Source organism: Corallococcus caeni, assembly GCF_036245865.1.
In the GTDB taxonomy this organism is placed as follows: domain Bacteria; phylum Myxococcota; class Myxococcia; order Myxococcales; family Myxococcaceae; genus Corallococcus; species Corallococcus caeni.
Genome location: NZ_BTTW01000007.1, coordinates 114,344 through 135,897, shown reverse-complemented (window position 1 = coordinate 135,897; position 21,554 = coordinate 114,344). Strand labels below are relative to the sequence as shown.

The window sequence follows — 21,554 nt, the reverse complement described above, 5'->3', positions numbered from 1 at the left end:
GCCTCGCATGAAACGCCCACGTTCCGGATTCCTTGAGCCGTCAGCGGATCCACGGCCATGAACATACGGCTAGCTTCAAAACATGAACTCAAGGCATAATCCGAGCGCCGTAAGAAGGGGGGGAAGCATGGAACTCGCACCAACGTTCCTGGCGCGCGCGGGCTGGCACGTCGCGGAGGCCGTGGAGCTCGAAGCCCTGGAGGCGTTGCTGGGGCAGGTCTGGGCGGAGGGACGCCGGCCCTGGCCGGACATTCTCCTCTCGCCGGAGGCCTTCCTCACCTTCCTGGCCAGACATACTCCCAGTCCGTCTGTCGGAGCCGGCATCCCAGGGCTCTTCGCGCAGCTCACCCCCGGCGACCTCTACCTGGCCTGTGCCTGCGCGGAGGGCATCCCCGCGGCGCTCGCCGCGTTCGAGCGGCGCTACATCGCCGGCATCCCCGCGACGCTGGCGCACATGAAGCTGAGCGAGGCCATGCTCGACGACGTGCGGCAGCGGGTGCGCGAGCGCCTGCTGGTGCGCACCGACAGGCCGCCGCGGATCGCGGAGTACTCCGGCCGCAGCCCGCTCGCCAACTGGATGCGCGTCGTGTCCGTGCGCACCGCCCTCAGCCTGCTGCGCACCGTGCGCGAGGAGGACGCGATGGGAGACGAGGCCATCCTCGAGTTCCTCCCCGCCTCCATCGGCAATCCCGAGACGGAGGCCATCCAGCGGCGCTACCAGGGCGAGTTCCGCCAGGCCATGGAGGACGCCTTCGCCGCCCTGCCCAGCAAGCCCCGCTACCTCTTGCGCCTCCACTTCGTGGACCGCCTCTCCACCACCAAGATTGGCGCCCTCTTCAACGTCAACCAGTCCACCGCCTCCCGGTGGCTCCAGAGCGCCCAGCAGGACGTCCATGACGAGACCCGGCGCCTGCTGAAGGAACGGCTGGACCTCTCCTCCCAGGAGTTCACCAGCGTCCTGCGCTCCGTGGAGAGCGAGCTCGACCTCAGCCTCAGCCGCATCCTCACCGAAGCCTGATGCGGTTTTCCACGATGCGGCGCCGCACAGCCATGCAACAACAGTTCACACCCAGTGAACTCTGAGAAAGTTTGCATAGCTTGATTCGGGGGCGCGTCCTTAAGACGCGAACACCCCGTGTGTGCCGGACCGCACACCGCATTGCCCTGGTGGAGCAAGGCACCCGGCCTTGCCCCACCGCTCCCAGCACCGCCGTTTCCGCCCGAGCGCGTTCGGCCCCACGGCCACGACGCCACAGGCACGTCCACGTGGGGCCCGCGTCAAGCGCGTGGCCCCCTCACCTGCAGCACAGGAGGCCCCATGCCTACAAACCAGACATGTCACAGCCGCGTCACGGCGAAGCGAAACCGATTCCTGCCTTGGATGGGCATGCTCACGCTGGCGCTGGGCGGATGCAGCGACGCGGTCTCCCAGGACGTCCGCACGCCGCCGGAGCAGCTGGTGAGCCGCATGGCGCCCCTGAACGCGGCGCCCGCGGGCCTGGCCATCTCCGGTGAGTACATCGTGGTGTTCAACTCGGAGGTGGGCACCTCCGCCATCGACACAGCGGTGGCGGGCGTCCTCCAGGCCGGCGGCGCCAACGCGCTGATGCACCAGTACTCCATCGTGCCCGGGTTCTCCGCGAAGCTGGACGCGACGGAGCTCGGCAAGCTGCGCGCCAACCCGGCCGTCGCCTATGTCGAAGAGAACGCGGCCGTCAGCATCAACACCGCGTTCCCCAGCCCCGCGGACGGCACCGACCGCGTGGATCAGCGGCTGGGCCGCAACGGCACCTACAACGACTACGGCCGCACCGGCTTCGGCGTGCACCTGTACGTCGTCGACACCGGCATCAACTCGACCCACACGGAGTTCATCGGCCGCATCGGCAACGGCTTCACCGCCATCACCGACGGGCGCGGCGTCGAGGACTGCCACGGCCACGGCACGCACGTGAGCAGCACGGCCGCGGGCACCCAGTACGGCATGGCCAAGCAGGCCCGCATCCACCCCGTGCGCGTGCTGAACTGTGGCGGCAGCGGGACGTGGGAGGGCGTCATCGCCGGCGTGGACTTCGTCCGCGCCAACTGCGCCAGCCAGAACGGCCCCTGCGTCGCCAACATGAGCCTGGGCGGTGGGCTCTCCCCCACCCTCAACACCGCCGTCACCAACGCGGTCAACGCGGGCGTGACGTTCGTCGTCGCCGCGGGCAACGAGTCCACGGACGCCTGCACCCGCTCTCCGGCGAGCACGCCCGGGGCCATCACCGTGGCCGCCACGGACGACAACGACCGGCGCGCGTGGTTCTCCAACTACGGCAACTGCGTGGACATCTTCGCCCCGGGCGTGACCATCCTCGGCGCCTGGATTGGCGGCACCACCGCCACCAACACCATCGACGGCACGTCCATGGCCAGCCCCCACGTCGCGGGCGCCGCAGTGCAGTACCTGACGGACCACCTCAACGCCCGCCCCACCCAGGTGGAGGCCAACCTCAAGGGCTCCGCGAGCCTGGAGTGCGTCACGGATACGCGCGGCTCCCCCAACGCCTTCCTCTTCAACGACCTGAACCAGGGCAACTACACCTGCAGCAACACGGTCGCCAGCTGCAGGGGCCTGTGCGGTGGCCCCGGCTACGGCTGCTTCTGCGAGGAGAGCTGCATCCAGTACGGCGACTGCTGCCCGGACTACGCCGACGCCTGCCAGTGAGCGGAAGCCGTCCCTTTGTCTTCCGCGTCCCTACCCCACCGTCTGAAACAAGGAGGATGCAACATGATGCGCATGCGTCGTTATCTGGTGCTCGCGGGCACCGGCCTGAGCCTGCTGTCCGGCTGCACGTCGAATCCCCAGGAGTCCATGCCGGAGTTCCACGGCCGCAACCAGCAGGGCGTGGGTGAGCCGGGCCGGCTGAGCCGGGCCGAGTGGGCCACCTACCTCTCCGACCAGAAGTACCTGCACTCCATCGCGAAGCCGGACGTGCGGATCCGCCTGAACCTGGCGGACCCGGCGCAGCACCGCTTCGCCCTGTCCCGCCTCAAGCTCGCGGGCAAGACGCCGGAGAACTCGCCCTACCTGTTCAAGGCCCTGGAGCAGCGGCGCCAGGACCAGGTGGCCCGGGGCTACGCGCCCGGCCTGCTGCCCCCGGAGGCCAACAGCCTGGTGGGGACCGCGGACAAGCAGGAGATGCACGTCATCGAGGAGGCCAGCACGGGTGAGACGACAGCGGTGGCCAACGACGGCCTGGGCACCGCCACCTCCACCTTCCCGGGCGGCGCCATCTACACCTACGTCGACACCAGCTACACGGACTCCAGCGGCAACGCGCTGGGCGACCTGACGTGGCGCGAGGAGTTCGACGGTGGCTACAACGTCACCACCAACGCCACGGGCAACCTGGCGCTGACGACCCTCAAGCGCTACCGCGTCTCCTCCTACAAGGTCGAGGAGTCCGCCGCGCAGGGCGTCACGGACTCGTACATCTTCACGGAGATGGGCATCGAGAGCGGCCCCGTCGTCAACGAGGCGCCCCGCCTGGGCAACCTCACGGTGGACGCGCCGCTCGACGTCGCGTTCAACGACAACCTCATCTCCGTGTGCCTCAACCGCACCTGGACCCAGGACTGCGACTACGACCTGACGGGCAACCTGAACTCCGTCAAGCTGCCGCTCAAGGGCTCCATCTCCGTCACCAGCAGCCACACCTTCGACGACACCGCCATCAACCAGCTCAAGATGGACCTGAACTCGGGTGTGGCCCGCCCGGACGCCGGCCACCTGAAGCTCATCCTCACCAACACGGGCGGCGGCTGCGACGTCACCGACGGCAACACGCTCGTGGGCAAGATGAATCAGTTCTGGAACCGCGTCACCCTGAGCACCGACAAGAAGACCTTCTCCTGGGACCTCACGGGCACCAACGCCGCCTTCTTCGATGACGGCTGCCGCCAGATGCAGGACTCCGCGAAGCTGACCGCGCTCATCTCCCTGCCGCTCGTCTCCGCGGGCACCAAGTACCGCTCCTCCATCACCCTGAGCAACGACCCGGCCGCCGTCCGCCCGGACTACGTCTTCAAGAAGATCACCGTCACCAACAGCTGCCTGGCCGAGGGCACGCAGATCGCCCTGGCCGAGGGCAAGCCGGCCGCCATCGAGTCCCTGAAGGCGGGCGACCACGTCACCAACCCCTACAACCCGTCCCTCACCATCATGGACACGGCCGTCGGCATCGAGACGACGCCCATGGTGCGCATCCGCGACGCGGCGGGCCGCAGCCTGCTGATGACGGAGATGCACCCCATCCAGGCCGTGGCGCGCGGCATGGTGCAGGCCCGCGACCTGCGCACCGGGGACCTGGTGATGACGCGCACCGGCCCCAGCAAGCTCACCGAAGTGACCCGCGAGGCGTTCACCGGCAAGGTCTACAACGTCAAGGTCGGCTCCCAGGCGGAGAAGGCCCTCCTCGGCGAGGACCAGACGGCGGTGTACGCCAACGGCTTCCTGGTGGGCGACGGGCAGATCCAGAAGAAGTACGAGGCCATCGCCCAGCAGCCGAAGACGGGCGACATGCTGGCCCGGCTCCCCAGCCGCTGGCACCGCGACTACCAGCTGTCGCTCCAGCGCAAGTAGCCCCCTGTCCCCACGGCATGGCTGAGCGGCCACCCCACGGCTCACGAGCGTGGGGTGGCCGTGCCGTTGCCGCCGTGGGGGCGCGCCTTCCTTCGCGAAGCACCCACGCGGTCAACGCCACGGAGTGAACCCGATGCAGCCGTTCAAGACCTTCCTGTTCCCGCTCTTCGCCGCCCTGGGGATGGCGTGCGGGGATCCTCCCGAGCCGTCGTCCACCGAGAAGCCCCCGCGGGTCTTGAGCGCCGAGGCCCTGGCCGAGCGCCAGCGCATCGCGAGCCAGCACCTGGCGAAGCCCGGGGCCGTGAAGGCTTCGCTCGTCACCACCGCGGAGGTCGCGTCCGCGCTGGACCTCCCGGCGGGGGCGGTGGCGACCGCGTCGCTCACCAGCCCCAACCCCCAGGCGGCCATGGTGGCGCCCTCCTACGGCGACATCCTGCCGCGCAAGGGCAGCTCGCTGTTCATCATGAGCACGGGCAACATCAACGTCGCCAACCTGCCGGAGCCGGGGACGGACTATCCGCCCTCGGGCGTCGAGGGTGACAAGGTCGTCTACCGCGTCACGCTCAACGTGCCGGCCGGCAGCAACCGGATGGCCTTCGACTTCCGGTTCCTCAGCGCCGAGTCCCCCGAGTACGTCGGGACGGCGTTCAACGACACGTTCACGGCGCGCGTCATCGACGGGCTGGGCACGCGCACCGTGGCGGATTCGTCGGTGAACAGCGCCACGTTCTTCGACGTCTCCTCCACGCGCGCGGCGGGCACCGGCTACGACACGCTGTTCTCCGACGACCCGTCCGGGGTGGACTTCTTCCCCGCCACCTACCCGCCCGACATCCTGCTGTTCCCCGATGCCGGCATCACGGACTTCCGCACCGTCAACTTCGAGGTCCTGCGCGGCACCCAGGTCACCATCGAGTTCGAGATCAGCGACCTGGGTGACGGCGTCCTGGACTCCGCGGTGGTCATCGACAACATCACCTTCGCCAACATGGAGGTGGTCAACCCGAACCCGACCCTCATCCACCCGTATACGGGCGCCGTGGTGGCGGACCCCATGCAGCTGTCGGCGCCGTCGTCCGAGGCGATCCCGTCGGTCCAGGGCGTGGCCGCGGACGGCGTGACGCAGGTCCTGCTGCGCTCCAAGCTGCCCTCCGCCGGGACCATGACCTTCTCGCTCAGCGGGACGAGCCCGGCCAACGGCGGCCTGGGCGCGGTGGGGACCTCCACCCGGGCGGCCTCCGTCACCGTGCCCACCGTCCCCGTGGGCGGTGTGCACTACGCGTTCGCGCTCTACACGAGCCCCCCGGACTTCAACACCGGGGGCTTCGAGAACGCCACCACCCGGCCCGTGACCCTCTCCGGCACCTACACGCCGACGTCGGGAACGGGCTACACGTCGACGGTCGAGCTCGCCATCGTCCGGCCGCCGCTGGTGCTCGTCCACGACGTCTGGTCCTCGTGCTCCGCCTGGCAGGGGACGGAGGGCATCGCCACGAGCAGCCTCTTCCGCACGACGTGCGCGGACTACTCCGCGACGAGCTCGGAAAGCCTGACCCAGGCGGACAACGAGCTCGCGGTTCCCAACGCCATCTACGAGGCGCTGCTCGAGCTGCGGCAGGGGCAGATCGCCGTCACCCAGGTGGACGTCGTCGCCCACGGTGCGGGCGGACTGCTGACCCGCAGGTACATCGACTCGGCCAACTACCGGAGCGTCGCGACCTTCAAGGAGGGCGACATCAACCGGCTCATCAGCCTGAACGCGCCCCACGGGGGGACGCGCATGGCCACCGAGCTCGTCCGCATGCGCGACGACCTCAAGGCCACGCTCCCCGCCACCTGGACGGTGGTGAAGGACGTCCTCGCGACGCCTCCGTTCAACATCTCGCTCGATGCCCCTGGAGGCGCGGCCATTGACGACCTCCAGGTGGGCAGCGCGCTCGTCAGCAACCTCCGGCAGACGGATGTCCCCACGCACTTCCTCGTCGGCCAGGGAGCACAGCCGCTGCCACGGACCCCGACGTGGGGCCTGCTTCCGGACGGCCTCAAGGTCCTCTACCAGCAGATGGAGACCCACCACCCGTATTCCCGCAGCCTGTCCACGCTGGAGCGGCAGAAGCTCATCCTGGGCTCCAACAGCAGGCTGTTCTGCAACGACTCGCACGACGTCTTCGCCGGGACCGCGGAACAGCAGGGCGGCACCGCGACGGGCAGCTCCGCCATCACCCCGTTCACCGTGGCGCTGACGAACCGGAACTCGGAGCACTTCAAGGTGCAGATCAACGCGGCCCACCGGGACCGGATCCGCCAGCTGCTCAACAGCCCTGTCGGCGGGCCGGACTTCGTCGCCTCCATTCCCAGGCCCAGCACCGTTCCCCCGGTGAACAGCTGCGCGGGGTTCACCGCGCTGCCGGCCCCGGAGCGCGTCCGTGAGGCCCGCGCCACCGCCGTCGCGGGCTCCGTGGTCATCACGTCCCCCCAACCCGGCACCGTGGTATCGCCGGGGGGCACGGTGACGGTGAGCGTCGCCGGTGCGGGAGGCTTCCAGCCAGAGACCGTCCTCATCCTGGGGGAGGGCACGGCCTCCATCCTCGAGTCGGGGCCGTTCACGACCTCGTTCCAGGTCCCCGCGCAGGCCCTTGGCTCGATGGAGCTCGTCGCCTACGGCATCGACAGCCAGGGCCGGATGCTGCGCTCCGCCACCATCCCCCTGACCGTCAGCTCCTCCGCCCAGCTGAGCACCATCCAGGTCCTCAACGGGGACGCCACCCTGCGAGGCCCCGGCACGAAGCGGAAGCTGGTGGTGAATGGCCGTTACACGGACGGCGTGACGCGGGACATCTCCTCGCCCGCGCGGGGCACGCTGTACTCGGTCTCCAACACGGGCATCGCCACCATCACCCCTGACGGGACGCTGACGGGTGTCTCCAAGGGCATGGCCACCGTCGCGGTCCGCAACGGCACGGTGCTCACCAGCATCACCGTCACGGTGGGCGACGAGAGCTCCGCGACCTGCATCCCGGTCCGGCTGGGCGAGTACAACCTCTTCGTGCTGGAGGACTACCTGCAGGGCAACGAGGTCCAGGGCAAGCTGGCCGCGGGCCGAAACATCTCCCTCCAGAACTTCTCCGTGGGCGGGATGCTGCCCGCGAGCGACACGGCCAACGTCCTGGTCGCGGGCGGCAACCTCTCCCTGTCCAATGGCTATGTCTGGGGCGACGCCCGCTACGGCGGGACGCTCACCCAGCAATCCAACGTCTTCTACCCCCGTGGGAACGTGGCCAGGGCCACGCCCATCAACTTCACCAACCAGGGCAGCGCCCTGCGCGCACTCTCCGCGGAGCTGGGGGCCCTGCCCACCAACGGCACCGCCACGCGCGAGTCCTGGGGGGGCGTCACGCTCACCGGCAAGGATCCGAAGGTGAATGTCTTCGACGTCAAGGCCTCGTACTTCACCGGCGCCGTGCTGCTGTCCATCAACGCCCCCGCCAACAGCCTGGCGGTCATCAACGTCCGGGGCACGTCCGCGACCTTCACCAACTTCGGCCACACCTTCAGCGGCGGCATCGACGAGCACGGCATCCTCTTCAACTTCCCGGAGGCCACCAGCCTCACCGCCTTTGACTATGGCTTCTACGGCACGGTTCTTGCCCCGAATGCCAACGTCTCGTTCTCCGACGGGAGCTGGGTGGGTGGAATCTACGCACGCTCACTGAAAGGCAATGCCGTCGGAATGCTCAGCCGGCTGCGGGACACGGATATCTGCAATTGATGGCAGGATTCACGCGTCCGCGAGAAACCGCGACAGTGGGGGCCCAAGGTGCTCAAAAATCTGAGGAGCCGCACAGCCACGGGAGGACTGATGCTCGCCCTCTGGATGGGCTGCGCGGCGGAAGCCCCCGCTGACAACGCCCCCGGCCTGGGAACGCAGGCCGGGGACGTCACGGACGCATCACCGTCCCTCACCGTCGTCGCCAGGGACGCGGAGCGCGGCGTCCCCACGCTGGCGTGGGCCCCGCCGGGGCGGCCAGCCTCCCTCGGGGTGCAGAAAACGCCTGAGGCCGCGGCGCGGCGGTACCTGGAAGAGCACGCGGCCCTGTACCGGCTGTCCCCCGCCGCGCTGCGGGCCGCCTTCGTGCACCGGATCCACGACACGGGCCGCGGCGGCATCATCGTGGCCTTCCGCCAGCGCGTGGGCGGCATCGACGTGGTCCACAACGAGCTGAAGGTGCTGATGACGCGCGACCTGTCGCTCGTCGGCATCACCGGCAGCCTGCATGACGGCGTGGAGGGGGCACGGGCGACCGCCCGGAGCGCCTTCCGCACGTCCGCGTCCCAGGCGGTGGCCGCCTCGCTGGGAGACCTCTACGGCATCACGCTGGACGACAAGGCCGTGGTGGCCCAGGCGGGGGCCACGTCCACGGGCCGCCAGCGGTTCGACCTCGCTCCTGGCCGGGGCGCGAAGCGCGCGGGTGTGTCATTGGTCGTCCCCTCCGAGGTCCGGCAGGTGTACTTCCCCCAGGCGGACCGGCTCGTGCCCGCCTGGGCCGTGGACGTGCTCGCGGAGCGCACCGGACAGGAAGGCCGGCGCGGCTACGAATACCTGGTGGATGCCGACCAGGGCGGCACGCTCCAGCGCGGCAATCGCATCTTCCATGACAGCTATTCCTACCGCGTCTGGGCGGACGCGGACGGGACGCCCCGGGATGGGCCCCTGCGGGACTTCACGCCGCATCCCACGGGCATCCCCGACACGACGTTCGAGCCGGCCTTCGAGTCCCCGCGCGACATCTCCGTGGACGGACGCGCCCATGCGGGGGGAGTGGATTCCTGGTTGCCTCCGGGCGCGACCACCAGCTCCGGCAACAACGTGGCTGCCTATGCGGACCACTTCAACCCGGATGGGTATACCGAGGGCTCCGACACCTGGGCCTTCGTAAATCCCGCCACCCGTGACTTCCATTACGACTACGAGCCCACGCTGGAGCCCCTGGCCCGTCCGTCGCAGACACAGGCCGCCATCACCAGCCTCTTCTACACGACCAACTGGCTGCACGATTACTTCTACGCCTCCGGCTTCACGGAGGCCGCGGGCAACGCCCAACTGAAGAACTACGGCCGGGGCGGCGTGGAAGGCGACGCGCTGCTCGCCGAAGCCCAGAACCAGGCGCCCAACCCCCAGTCCCGCAACAACGTCGCCATCTACGTGCCGGACGACGGCCAGGCCCCCCGCCTGGAGATGTTCCTCTTCGAGATGCCAGCGACCCGGTCCTTCCAGGTCGAGGGGACGGAGTACGCCACGGGCGAGGCCCACTTCGGCGCACGCACCTTCCACCTGGACTCGCTCCGGCTCGTCGTGGCCCAGAGCGGTTCCCCGTCGGTGACCACCGCCTGCCAGGCGCTGACCAACGACGTCTCGGGCGCCATCGTCCTGGCCGACCGGGGCGGCAACTGCTCCTACGAGATCAAGGCGGTGAACGCCCAGGCCGCGGGCGCGGCCGGCCTCATCGTCCTCAACCACACCGCGGGCGCCGCGCCACCCGACATGTTCGAGTCGGATCCGCTGCTCGACCCCACCCTTCCGCTGCTGTCCGTTTCGTATGAGACGGGGCAGACCTTGAAGACCCTGCTCGCCAACGGCGCGGTGACGGGAACGATGATCCGCGCGTCCGCCCCCGAGCGGGACGGGGCGATTGACACCACCCTGGTGTCGCACGAGTGGGGGCACCTGCTCCACCAGCGGCTGGTGGATTGCAACCTGCCCGTGTGCTTCGCGCAGAGCGAGGGCTGGGGGGACTTCATCGCGCTCCACCTGATGGTCCGGGAGGATGACGGCTTCGGCTACAACGGCACGTATGGGATTGGCGGCTATGCCGCGTATGTCTTTGGCGACAGCCCGTATTACGGCGTCCGCCGGGTCCCCTACTCCCGCGACCCCACGAAGAACGCGCTCCGCCTCCGCCACCTCAGCGACGACGAGCCCCTGCCCGTGGAGCACCCGCTGCGCGACAACGGCGGGTTCAACTCGGAATGGCACAACGCGGGCGAGGTCTGGGCCTCGATGCTCTTCGATGGCTACCTGGCGCTGCTCGACGAGGCCCGGAAGCCGGGCTCGCGCTTCGCGTCCTTCGCGGAGGTGAAGCGGCGCATGGCGGACTACGTCGTCGCCGGGATGACGCTGGCACCCGTGGACCCCACCCTCACAGAGCAGCGCGACGCCCTGCTCATGGCGGCGGGCAGCTGGAATCCCCAGGACCCGCGCGACATGCTCCTCCTGGCCGAGGCCTTCGCGCGGCGCGGCGCGGGCACCTGCGCCCGATCCCCTCCGCGCAGGTCCCTGAACTTCACGGAGGTCCAAGAGGCCTACACGGTCCAGGCGGACCTGCGCTTCGAATTCGTGAGCGTGGATGATGCCCGCCGCGCGTGCGACGCGGTGCCCGATGGCGTCCTCGATGCCGGGGAGGCGGGTTCCCTGCACCTCAAGGTCACCAACCTGGGGCCTGTCGCCTCCGCGGGCATCACCGTGGCCGTCACCAGCAGCCGGCCGGGCGAGGTGTCCCTCCCCACGGGGGAGCTGTCCGTGCCGCCGGTGCCGCCCTTCGGGTCCATCTCCATGGCCATCCCCATCGAGCTGGCCGTCTCACCGGCGCAGCCGCGAGATCTGGAGCTGACGTTCACGCCGAGCGGCTCCGCTTTCTGCCAGGCCCCCGTCCCGCTCCGGCACAGCCTCAAGCTGGATCACGACGAGGAGGCCTCCACGACGGACACCCTGGAGCTCCCCGCGACGACCTGGAGCACGGTGGTGCTGACGGGGGCCCCGGATCAGGCGTGGCGACGGGTGCTGGCCCCGGACGCCACGGCGGACGCGGCCAACCACGTCTGGTTCATCGCGGATGACCTTGACGTCGCGGACACGGCGCTGGTGTCGCCCCGCCTCACGGTGTCGGACTCGGCGCCCTTCGTGGTGACGTTCGACCACCGGTATCGCTTCGCCTTCGACGTGGACTCCTGGACGGGCCGGAAGACCTTCTGGACGGGCGGCGTCATCGAGCTCACCCAGGACGGCGGGCAGACCTGGGAGGACGTGAGCCTGTATGTCGCCCCGGGGTACGGCGGGAAGATCGACTCGACCACGAGCAACACCCTGGGCGGTCGTCAGGCGTTCGTCGCGCAGAGCAGCGCCTGGCCGCGGATGAACGTGGGCACGCGGCTGGACTTCGGCTCGCGGTTCGCCGGGAAGACGGTGCAGCTGCGGTTCCGCTTCGGCTCCCCCTGGTACGTGGAAGCCCATGGCTGGGAGCTCGACAACGTCGTCCTGTCCGGCGTGGTCGGGAAGCCCTTCCGGGCCGCGATCCCCAACGCGGGCACATGCCAGCCGGGCGCCAACGCCGGTGAGGATCAGCTCGTCGCCAGTGGCGCCGCGGTCACGCTCCAGGGCTCGGGGCACTCGACCGCCACGGGGAGCGTGCTGACGTACACGTGGCGGCAGCTCGATGGTCCTCCCGTGGCGCTGTCGGGTGGCGATACGGCGAGCGCGTTCTTCCTCGCGCCCATCGTCTCGAGCGAGACCCCGCTGCACTTCGAGCTGCGCGTGAGCGTCGGACCGTTCTCCGCCACGGACACGCTGGAGATCCGGGTCAAGGCCGACGACCCGACGGATCCCGACCCGCCTCCCGATCCGGATGTAGGGGGCGGAGGCTGCGCCAGTGCCGCCCCTACACAGGAGCCTTCCACCGCCTGGGTGGGGTGGCTGGCGGGTGTGCTGGGGGCACGGCTCCTGGCGCTGCGCGCTCGTAGGAAGCGATTGGAGTAAGAGCGTCCCCCTGCCGTTGTCCCGACACCCAGGGGGAATCATGGGAATCACGATGTCACCGCAGGAGTACGCCACGGCGTTCCGCCTGCTTGCGGCGTCCGCGAGGCATCCGCAAAACATCCACCAGATCGTCACGGAGCGGCTGCTGCCGAAGCTTCCCGTGCGCCCCACCCTGCTGGACGTCGGCGCGGGGGCAGGCACGGTGGCGGAGCGGCTCGCGCCGTATTTCGATTCGCTCACCCTGCTCGAACCCAATCCCGAGCAGAGCGCCCGCTTTCATCACGAGAAGGCGAAGGTCCTCCCGGTCTCCCTGGAGCGGTACGAATCACAGGAGCGGTATGACCTGATCATCTGCTCACACGTCATGTACCACGTGCCTGTCTCCGAATGGAGCGGCTTCATTGACAGACTGCTCGGCTTCGTGCGCCCGGGAGGGACCTGTCTGATGGTGATGGCCGCCGCCCGGGGGCCGACGCATGCGATGTGCCGTGAGTTCTCCGACACCCTGTACTTCAGCGAGCATGTCGTCGCCGAAGTGCAACGGAAGCAGCTGCCCCAGGAGACGCTCGCGACGATGAGCGGGTTCGCCGCGAACACCGCTGAGGAGATGGAGACGCTCTGCCGCTTCCTCGTGCTGGAAGGATGCTTCACGGCCGAGCAGCTGGCGGATATGAGCCCGGACGCGTGGAGCAAGCTCGATGCGCGAATCCGCGCGCATGCCGAGCGTTGCCGGCAGCCTGACGGAACGTACCGGCTGGAGCAGGACGAGGACGTGATCCTCATCCCCCGGTAGAGGCCCCGCCGTCACTTGCCGAACAGGTCCTCAAGCAGCTCCTTGAAGAGATACAGCAGGGTCGCCTTGGGAGTGAAGGCCAGCTCACGGACGCCCTGGGCCGCTTCACCACGGGCCTGGCGCCACTGGCGGCAGGACGATGTCTCGCGTCCGCCAGGCCCGGTACTTCTCCGAATCATCCCCACTTGAACGGAGACGAACCCGTGCGTGCTGCCTTGCTCCTTGTGATTCTTCCTCGCTGGTTCGCCGTGTGCCTGGGCCTCTTCGGCGCCCAGGCCCTGGCGGGATACACGTCCGTGCCGGACGGCTACGTCCTGCTCGGCATCGAAACCTCGAACCGCTACCTGGTGGCGGGGGGCGCCAGGTTCTACATCCCTCCCGCGCAGCACTCCCTGTACTCCGGCGCAACCCTCGTGGCGCTGCCCCAGGCCACCATCGACTCCTACACTCAGATTCCCCAAGAGGGCACGCTGATCCGCCAGAAGGGCACCGCGGCGATCTACGTCGTGGTGGGGCAGGCGTACTGGTGGATCCCGTCGCCCACGGAGCTGGACTACTGGGATGACTGGCGGATGGTCAATGACATCCCGAACAGCGACTGGCGGGCTCCCTTCTTCAACTACTCCTACAATGTCCTGGTCCAGGAGCGCTCGACGAGCCAGATCTATCTCTGGGTTGCTGGCGCCAAGTACCCCGTCACCACCTCGGCGGACCTCGACTATTTCGGAGGGCTGTCCAACGTGAAGGTGGTTCCGCTGGGGACGCTGGCCAGCACCACGTACGAGCCGTGGTGCGGCGCGAACCTCCGGGAGCGTTCAAGCAGCACCGTGTACAGCCTGGGGTGGGTCAACAGCAGCTCCACCTACATGCGGAAGTCCATCACGGCCAGCCCCGCGCACAGCGCTGTTCCGGATGGTGCGCTGAGCTCCATACCGCTGTTCTCCGGCGAGCTCGCCTGCATCTGGTAGCTCCTTCCCTGTCCATGAATTCAAAAGCCTGACGGGGAAACGAAGCAGCAGTCATCACAACACAACGACAAAGGTAGACACATGTCTCGACTGGGAATGCTTCTGATGGGTGCCCTGGCCCTGGGTCTGACCGCGTGCGGAGGTCCCGAGCTGGTGGAGGACGGCGCCGAGCCCATGATGGCTTCGGCGCAGCAGGAACTGACGCAGTACTGTGGGCTGAACTGCCCGAGCGGCCAGCACCCGACGGCCTACCTGTGCAGCAGCTCGTGCGGCAGCTTCTGCACCAACACCAACAACGCGGTCCAGTGCGACAACAACACGGGCTCGTCGTTCACCTCGTGCGGCACGACCTGCCCGTCGCCGTACCGGGTCACCAGCACGTACGGCTCCTACAACTGCAGCAAGTTCATTCCGTACCTGACCGGCAACAACACCGTCATCTGCACCCTGTGAGCGGCCGCGCCTGAGGCGGTGGACTGGCGGCTCGCGAGCGCCGCCAGTCCACATCCCGTATGCTCCGCCGCCCCATGTCCCCGAACCTGAAAGCCCGAAGCGCGCTCGCCGCGGCCTCGCTCCTGCTGGCTTCTCCGGTGCTCGCGCAGGCACCGCAGGCTGCTGACGCGCCGACCGCCGAGGCGGCCGCGCAGGCCCAGCCCGTGATGACGAAGCCTCCGGCGCTGCTGCAGCAGGTGGAGGCCCCCTACCCGCCCGAAGCGCTCGCGCAGGGGCTCACCGCTTCCGTGCGCCTCATCATCACCATCGCCGCGGACGGCACCGTGGCGGACGTGCTGCCCACGGAGCCGGTGGGCCACGGCTTCGACGAGGCGGCCATCGCGGCGGTGCGCCAGTTCCGCTTCTCCCCCGCGGAGGTGGACGGCGTGCCCGCGCCCGTGCAGGTGGAGTACGTCTACCACTTCACCCTGGCCGCTCCGCCGGAAGAGGCCCCCGGGCCGGAGCAGGTCCAGGCGGCGCCGAAGGCCACGCTCACCGGCCAGCTCATCTCTCGCGGCAGCCGCTCGCGCGTGGCCGGCGCCACCGTGCGCTGCGGTGACGACCCGGAGGCCCCCGAGGCCCTCTCCGACGCGGACGGCCGCTTCACGCTCGAGGTGCCGCCCGGCGAGTGCGCGGTGCGCGTGGTGGCGTCCGGCTTCCAGCTCTACCAGACGAAGGAGCAGCTCCAGGCGAACGAGACGACGGAGGTGAACTTCTTCCTCGCCCCCACCGCGGGCGCGCTGGAGACGGTGGTGCGCTCCGAGCGGCCGAAGAAGGAGGTCGTGCGCCGGACCATCACGCGCCAGGAGGCGCAGAAGACGCCGGGCACCTTCGGCGACCCTATCCGCGTCATCCAGACCCTGCCGGGCGTGGCGCGCGCGCCCTTCATCTCCGGCCAGCTGCTGGTGCGCGGCTCCAACCCCGGCCAGACGGCGACGCTGATGGACGGGGTCAGCATCCCCCTCCTCTTCCACCTCCTCGGCGGCCCCTCGGTGGTGAACGCCGAGTTCATCGACCAGCTCGACTTCTTCCCGGGCGGCTACGGCAGCCAGTACGGCCGCGCGGTGGGCGGCATCGTGGAGGTCGGCACGCGCAAGGGCGCCGCGGACACGTTCCACGGCTCGGTGAAGGTGGACCTGCTGGACGCGGGCTTCTTCCTGGAGGCGCCCGTGACGGACGGCATCAGCGTGGCCGCCGCCGCGCGGCGCTCGTACGTCGACACGCTCCTGCCGCTCGTCCTCCCCAAGGACGAGGGCAGCACGCTGTCCGTGGTGCCGCGCTACTGGGACTACCAGGTGCGCGTGGACTTCGGCGCGAAGCGGGATGCCCGCTCGGAGGCCGAGGCCCAGGCCCAGGCGGGAGGCGCGCGCAGCACCGGCTACGTCATGGCCTTCGGCAGTGACGACCAGCTGCGCCTGGTGTCCTCCGGCCCCAAGACGGAGCGCGACCTGTCGGTGGACACGCACACCCTCTTCCACCGCATCAAGGGCGACTGGACGTACCGCAAGGGCGCGCTCACGTCCGTCTTCACGCCGTACGTGGGCTACGACGGCACCAGCTTCAAGTTCGGCGCCGCGAAGCAGGACGGCGTGGGCTACACGGTGGGCGCGCGCGAGGTGCTGGGCCTGGAGCTGTCCTCCGCGCTCACCGTCCGCACCGGCCTGGACCTCGTGTACGAGCACCAGGCCTTCGACGTGGAGTTCCCCGCCCCGGAGAACTTCGAGTACGTGGCCTTCCCCGGCGCCGAGTCCGTGGGCGAGCTGCTGGTGGAGAAGATCGGCCTGGGCTCCTTCGACGGCGCGCTCTTCGTGGAGGCGGACCTGAAGGTGGGGAGGTTCACCTTCACCCCCGGCGTGCGCGGCAACTTCCAGCGCGCGGGAGACGCCCGGAACGTGGCGCTGGATCCCCGGCTGTGGGTGCGCTTCGAGGCCACCGAGCGCACCCAGCTCAAGGGCTCGCTCGGCCTCTACAGCCAGCCGGCGGAGACGTTCCGCTTCATCACCCTGCCGTACGGCAACCCGGAGCTCGCCTACCAGCGCGCGTTCCAGAGCAGCCTCGGCGTGGAGCACCGGCTGACGGACGTGCTCAACGTGGACGTGACGGGCTTCTTCAACCGCCGCTACGACAACATCGCGGCGCCCGGGCAGCTCCGCTCGCTTCCGGGAGGCGGCGTCATCCAGGTGCCGTACTCCAACCAGGGCATCGGCCGCGCCCTGGGCCTGGAGGTGATGGTGAAGAAGCAGCGCGCGTCCGCGTCGGACCGGTGGTCCGGCTGGCTGTCCTACACCTTCAGCCAGTCCCTGGACGGACGCACGGGCCCCGCCCCGGAACAGAACGGCAGTGACTTCGGCGGAGGCTTTGGCGGCAACGGCGACGACACGTATGGCCTCAGCCCCTTCGACCAGACGCACATCCTCACGCTGGTGAGCAACTACGTGCTGGGCAACGGCTGGGAGCTGGGCGGGCGCTTCCGCTACACCACCGGCCGTCCGACGACGCCCATCAACCACACGTTCGACCTGTACCAGGTGGACCGCAACCGCTTCAACGGCACGTACGGCCCCTATGCCTCGTCGCGCACGTCCGGCTTCCACCAGCTGGACATGCGGCTGGACAAGAGCTGGCAGTTCCAGAGCTGGACCCTGGGGGTCTACCTGGACGTGCAGAACCTCTACAACGCGGAGAACGTCGAGTTCACCTTCAATGACTACCGGCAGCGCCGCGAGTACGAGGTGCCCGGCATCCCCATCCTTCCCGTGGTGGGCGTGAAAGGAAGCTTCTGACATGAAAGCCCTGCTCCACACCGGAGGCCTGCTGCTGCTGGCGCTGGCTTCCTTCGCCTGCGTCGAACCGGAGGACAAGCCCTCCAACGTGCACGACCTGCGGGTGCTCGGCGTCTCCACGGAGAAGCCCGAGCTGATCGCCTCCACCTGCGAACAGACGCCGGAGGCCTTTGACGAGCTCGCGGCGGAGGTGACGTACCGCGCGCTGCTGGTGGACCCCGCCGGCGAGGGGCGCCCCATCCAGTACACGCTGTGGGCCTGCGCGGATCCGGCGGACCGCACGTGCGCGAAGGAAGCGGACCGCGCGCTGCTCGCGGAGGGCACCACGACCGCGGGTGAGCTGACGCTGTCCGTCCGCCCCGGCGCGGCCCGGGTGGCGGAGGACCGGCTCCTCCTGGAGCGCGTGCTGGAGGAGGACGCCTACCAGGGGCTGGGCGGCATCCGCATGCCGCTGGTCCTCCGGGTGGTGGCGGGCGACGAGGAGGTGTACGCGCAGAAGCTGATGGTCTTCTGGTGCCCGGTGGTGGAGGGCATGACGGCCAACGTGCAGCCGGTGCTCCCGGGCCTGCGCGTGGACGACGTGCCCTGGCCGGAGAGCGAGCCGCTGGAGCTGCGCGGCCCCGGCCCCTTCGTGGTGACGGCGGACGACGTGTCGGGCCTGGAGGAGAGCTACGTGGTGCCGGGGCTGCGGCTGCAGGCCGTCAACCTCAAGGAGGCCTGGGAGATTGCCTGGTACAGCACGCTGGGCGAGTTCAGCCTGTCGGAGACGGGCGGCGCGGACTTTGGCGGCCAGGAGGGACGGCACCGCGTGGAGTGGGAGCCGGCCGACGGCGCGGGGGCCCAGGAGGTGACGTTCTGGGCCGTGGTGCGGGACGGGCGCGGCGGCAGCTCCTGGCTGGTGCGCCGCGCGCGCTGGAGCCCCTGAGCCCTTCGCACCCGGGCGTCATCGCCGGGTGGCGCGTCCCCAGCGGAGCGTCAGCCCGAGGTTGCCGGTTGGCTGACGGCGGCCGTCCTTGAGGTCGAGCGGAAACTCGAGGCCGGCCTCCGCGCGAAGCTCCAGGGATGGATTCAACCGGTACGCGACGCCCAGCGAGCCGCCCGGTGAGACCAGCAGGTGCGAGCCATTGAACCGGCCCTGAAACACGGTGAGCGGGCCCGCGAAGCCTCCCATCAGCGAGGCGCCCCCCGTCAGGGTCCACGTCCGGTTGAGCCGATAGTCGACCAGCGTCTGCGCCCCGAGCCGCAGGTTGACGGGCTCCGTGGAGTTGTTGGTGACGGGGACGTACCAGACGCCCGCGCTCGGGGCGACCGACAGGGTCCAGGGTGAACGGTCGACCAGCCGATGCCGGGTCCCGAGCTCGAGGCCCAGCAAGGTGAGGCGGCCGCCCCAATCCCAGTTCTCGCCAGCCCCCTTGCGGAAGGTGAGCTCGGGGTTGGGCAGATAGGCCCGCTCCCGGCCGCGCTCGAAGGCCAGCGTGTTCACGGAGACGCCGACCTCGGTCGTCCCCACGGGGGTCGTCGCCGCGCCCAGGTTCCGCGCGCCGCTCAGACAGCCAGGAGCAAGGAGGAGGAGCGCCCCCATCCACAGGGGCCGCAGGTGATGCCGTTGCGTCGTCACGGCCATGCGAAGCGCACCCAGACCGGCTGGTGGTCGCTCCCGGCGGGGAGCGGGTCCACGCCGCGCTCCACCGGCGAGAGCCCCCGCACGAAGACGGAGTCGAGCGGCAGGCCGCCGATGATGGAGTCCACGGTGTCCCCCACTCCTTCGGAGGCCCACTGGAAGCCCGCGTCCGTGAACAGCTTCACGGTCTGCGTGAGGCTTCCCGGGTCGGAGGTGTTGAAGTCACCGGCGATGACCTGCAAGGGCGCCGCTCCTTCGACCGCGTGGAGGACGGTCTCCGCCTGCTCCAGCCGGGCGCCGAGCCCGACGATGGGGGTCGCGCCGTGCACGGAGACCACCTGGAGGGGCGTCCCCTGGATGTCCAGCGTCGCGGCGACGGCGATGCGGTGTTGCTGGTGATACGGGTCGTCGTGGGGAAGGTTGATCTTCGCGTCCGCGGTGATGGGCCACCGGCTCAACACCGCGTTCCCGAAGTCGTCGCCGTCCTTCGCCACGGAGGCGGGATAGTAGACGTAGGCCAGCCCCAGCTCCCTCGCGATCCTCTCCACGGAGGGCGCGTCCATCTCCTGCATCGTGATGACATCCGCCTGCGCGAGCGGGGGGCGCGACAGGGCCGTGATCGCCTCGGTGACGTGCTCGGCGAAGGCGAGGTTGAACGTCACGACGGTGACCGAGGAGGGAGCCGCCACCGCGACGGGGGCGACAGGGCGATGGTCTCCGCTGTACCGAGGTCCGGCCGCGTCGGGGTAGCTCTCCATGGGGGCGCATCCGCTCAGGAGCCCGAGCAGGAGCGCGAACAGCGGTACGACGGGCGATCCCTTCTTCGGAGAGAACGCCCTGTTCCGCTGGGCGACCCGGCGTACGGTGTTGCACGGCAAGGACTGACTCATCCCGGACATGAACGGTACGGGATGCCAAAGATTCCACCGTCGCGGCCAGGCCGGAGCGGGTGAAGGCAACGGCTGTCTGCCTGGCTCCCCGCACCGTCCATCCTGGATGGAGGCTCGCGCCTGCCCTCCCGCGAGCACGACCGGAAGTGTCTGCGCCAACCACCGCACGAGACCCGGGCCCTGTATTCGCCTGGGACCAGGAGCCTTATCCATTCACTCGCGCGGAGGGCCGGAACCTTCCGCGCCTGTCGTTCTACCCGCAGCACCCAAGAGGCATCTGAATGAACCAGGACCCTTACTCCATGCAGGGGCAGCAGATGTATGGCGAAGCCCTCAAGGCTCGCATCGTGGACGCCGTGCGCGAGCGCGTCGTGTCCGGTCTGGAGGAGCGAATCGGCTCGGAAATCCGTGAGCGCGTCGGCGACGCGGTTCGCGGTGCGCTGAGTGAGCGCATGATGAACATGCAGCAGGGGGAGGGGGGCGGGCAGCACTTCGACACGGAGCGGATCGCCGAGGCCGTCCACCACCGCGTCGCCGACGCCATCCACGAGCGCGTGCTGAGCGGCGTGCACGAGCGCGCCCGCGAAGTGCTCCGGGAGCGGCTCGGTGAGGCGCTGCGCGCCGGGCTGGCCGAGCACTGGATGAGCATGCAGCAGGGGCACGGGCAGTTCGATCCCCAGCGCCTGGCCGAGCGCGTGCGCATCAAGCTGGAGGACGCCCTGCGCGACAGGGTCGGCTCCGTCGTGCGCGAGCGCGTCCGCGACGCGCTGCGCGAGCGGCTGGGCGACGCGCTTCGCTCCGCGATGATGGAGCGGAGGATGGGCATGGAGGGCTTCGGGCAGGTGGACCCCGAGCGCATCGCCGACGCCCTCCGCACCCGGATCGCCGACGGCGTGTCCGAGCGGATCCACGCCGTCGTGCGCGAGCGCATCCGCGAGGCGCTGAAGGAGCGCCTGACGGACATGCTGCGCACCGCGCTGACCGAGCGCCGGATGCAGATGGGCCAGATCGATCCGGAGCGCCTCGCGGACACCCTGCGCGAGCGCCTCGCGGACACCCTGCGCGAGCGCATCCAGAGCGGCCTGCGTGAGCGCGTGCGCGACGCCCTGCGCGAGCGACTGGCCGACCAGCTGCGCGCCCGGCTGAGCGAGCGCACCCAGGGGGGCTTCATGGGCTTCCAGCAGCAGGGCTTCGGGCAGGTGGACCCCGAGCGCATCGCCGAGGCGCTCCGCGGGCGCCTCGTCGACGCCCTCCACGAGCGGCTGTCCAACAACCTCCGCGAGCACCTGCACGACGCGCTGCGTGAGCGGCTGGGTGACGCCATCCGCGAGTCGATGGGCGCCATGGGGCCGATGGGCCACATGATGGGCGGGGTCGGAGAGCAGCGGATGGGCGGCTTCCAGACGCAGGGCGCCGGCCAGATCGACACCGAGGGCATCGTGGACGCCATCCGCGAGCGCGTGGGCGAGGAGCTCCGCGAGCGGATGTCGGACGTCGTCCGTGAGCGCGTCACCGAGGCCGTGCGCAAGGAGCTGCGCAACGGCACCGGCAACCAGCCCCAGGCCTGACGCGC

Annotated in this window: 14 protein-coding genes; 11 read left to right on the top strand and 3 right to left on the bottom strand. The window is 69.6% G+C overall.

What is annotated here, in order from left to right:
- The first annotated feature begins 127 nt into the window (after positions 1 to 127).
- From AABA78_RS27625 to AABA78_RS27600, 6 genes are all read left to right on the top strand, one after another.
- Positions 128 to 1,018, top strand: coding sequence for a sigma-70 family RNA polymerase sigma factor (locus tag AABA78_RS27625; protein WP_338267420.1), 891 nt, complete (start codon positions 128 to 130; stop codon positions 1,016 to 1,018).
- Between the two features lie 369 nt (positions 1,019 to 1,387).
- Positions 1,388 to 2,707, top strand: coding sequence for a S8 family serine peptidase (locus AABA78_RS27620; RefSeq protein ID WP_338267418.1), 1,320 nt, complete (start codon positions 1,388 to 1,390; stop codon positions 2,705 to 2,707).
- A gap of 63 nt (positions 2,708 to 2,770) precedes the next feature.
- On the top strand, positions 2,771 to 4,624 hold the full coding sequence (locus AABA78_RS27615) for a Hint domain-containing protein (protein ID WP_338267415.1): 1,854 nt from the start codon (positions 2,771 to 2,773) through the stop codon (positions 4,622 to 4,624).
- A 133-nt stretch (positions 4,625 to 4,757) separates the two neighbouring features.
- Complete coding sequence (locus AABA78_RS27610) at positions 4,758 to 8,393, top strand: choice-of-anchor A family protein (RefSeq protein WP_338267414.1); 3,636 nt, start codon at positions 4,758 to 4,760, stop codon at positions 8,391 to 8,393.
- A 90-nt stretch (positions 8,394 to 8,483) separates the two neighbouring features.
- Positions 8,484 to 12,434: a M36 family metallopeptidase gene (locus AABA78_RS27605; protein ID WP_338267411.1), complete on the top strand. Its 3,951-nt coding sequence runs from the start codon at positions 8,484 to 8,486 to the stop codon at positions 12,432 to 12,434.
- 52 nt (positions 12,435 to 12,486) lie between these two features.
- The gene (locus tag AABA78_RS27600; protein ID WP_338267408.1) at positions 12,487 to 13,227 is read left to right on the top strand and encodes a class I SAM-dependent methyltransferase; all 741 of its coding nucleotides are present in this window, start codon (positions 12,487 to 12,489) and stop codon (positions 13,225 to 13,227) included.
- Between the two features lie 11 nt (positions 13,228 to 13,238).
- Here AABA78_RS27600 and AABA78_RS27595 read toward each other — a convergent pair whose 3' ends face one another.
- A complete protein-coding gene (locus AABA78_RS27595) occupies positions 13,239 to 13,406 on the bottom strand; it encodes a hypothetical protein (protein ID WP_338267406.1) in 168 nt (55 codons plus the stop codon).
- 24 nt (positions 13,407 to 13,430) lie between these two features.
- Between AABA78_RS27595 and AABA78_RS27590 the strand changes: the two genes are divergently transcribed.
- From AABA78_RS27590 to AABA78_RS27575, 4 genes are all read left to right on the top strand, one after another.
- On the top strand, positions 13,431 to 14,195 hold the full coding sequence (locus AABA78_RS27590) for a hypothetical protein (protein ID WP_338267403.1): 765 nt from the start codon (positions 13,431 to 13,433) through the stop codon (positions 14,193 to 14,195).
- A gap of 105 nt (positions 14,196 to 14,300) precedes the next feature.
- Positions 14,301 to 14,648 (top strand): hypothetical protein, encoded by a 348-nt coding sequence (locus AABA78_RS27585; RefSeq protein WP_338267401.1) that lies wholly within the window; start codon positions 14,301 to 14,303, stop codon positions 14,646 to 14,648.
- Between the two features lie 74 nt (positions 14,649 to 14,722).
- Positions 14,723 to 17,470, top strand: a complete 2,748-nt coding sequence (locus AABA78_RS27580) for a TonB-dependent receptor (protein ID WP_338267399.1) — start codon at positions 14,723 to 14,725, stop codon at positions 17,468 to 17,470.
- Between the two features lies 1 nt (position 17,471).
- On the top strand, positions 17,472 to 18,395 hold the full coding sequence (locus AABA78_RS27575) for a hypothetical protein (RefSeq protein ID WP_338267397.1): 924 nt from the start codon (positions 17,472 to 17,474) through the stop codon (positions 18,393 to 18,395).
- An 18-nt stretch (positions 18,396 to 18,413) separates the two neighbouring features.
- On the opposite strand, the gene AABA78_RS27570 is transcribed toward AABA78_RS27575, so the two are convergent.
- Both AABA78_RS27570 and AABA78_RS27565 read right to left on the bottom strand, forming a co-directional pair.
- Positions 18,414 to 19,094: a hypothetical protein gene (locus tag AABA78_RS27570; protein WP_338267395.1), complete on the bottom strand. Its 681-nt coding sequence runs from the start codon at positions 19,092 to 19,094 to the stop codon at positions 18,414 to 18,416.
- Complete coding sequence (locus tag AABA78_RS27565) at positions 19,085 to 19,849, bottom strand: endonuclease/exonuclease/phosphatase family protein (protein WP_338267393.1); 765 nt, start codon at positions 19,847 to 19,849, stop codon at positions 19,085 to 19,087. The genes AABA78_RS27570 and AABA78_RS27565 overlap by 10 nt, the downstream gene beginning before the upstream one ends.
- A 413-nt stretch (positions 19,850 to 20,262) precedes the next feature.
- Between AABA78_RS27565 and AABA78_RS27560 the strand changes: the two genes are divergently transcribed.
- A complete protein-coding gene (locus tag AABA78_RS27560; protein ID WP_338267391.1) occupies positions 20,263 to 21,549 on the top strand; it encodes a DUF445 domain-containing protein in 1,287 nt (428 codons plus the stop codon).
- Positions 21,550 to 21,554: the final 5 nt, after the last annotated feature.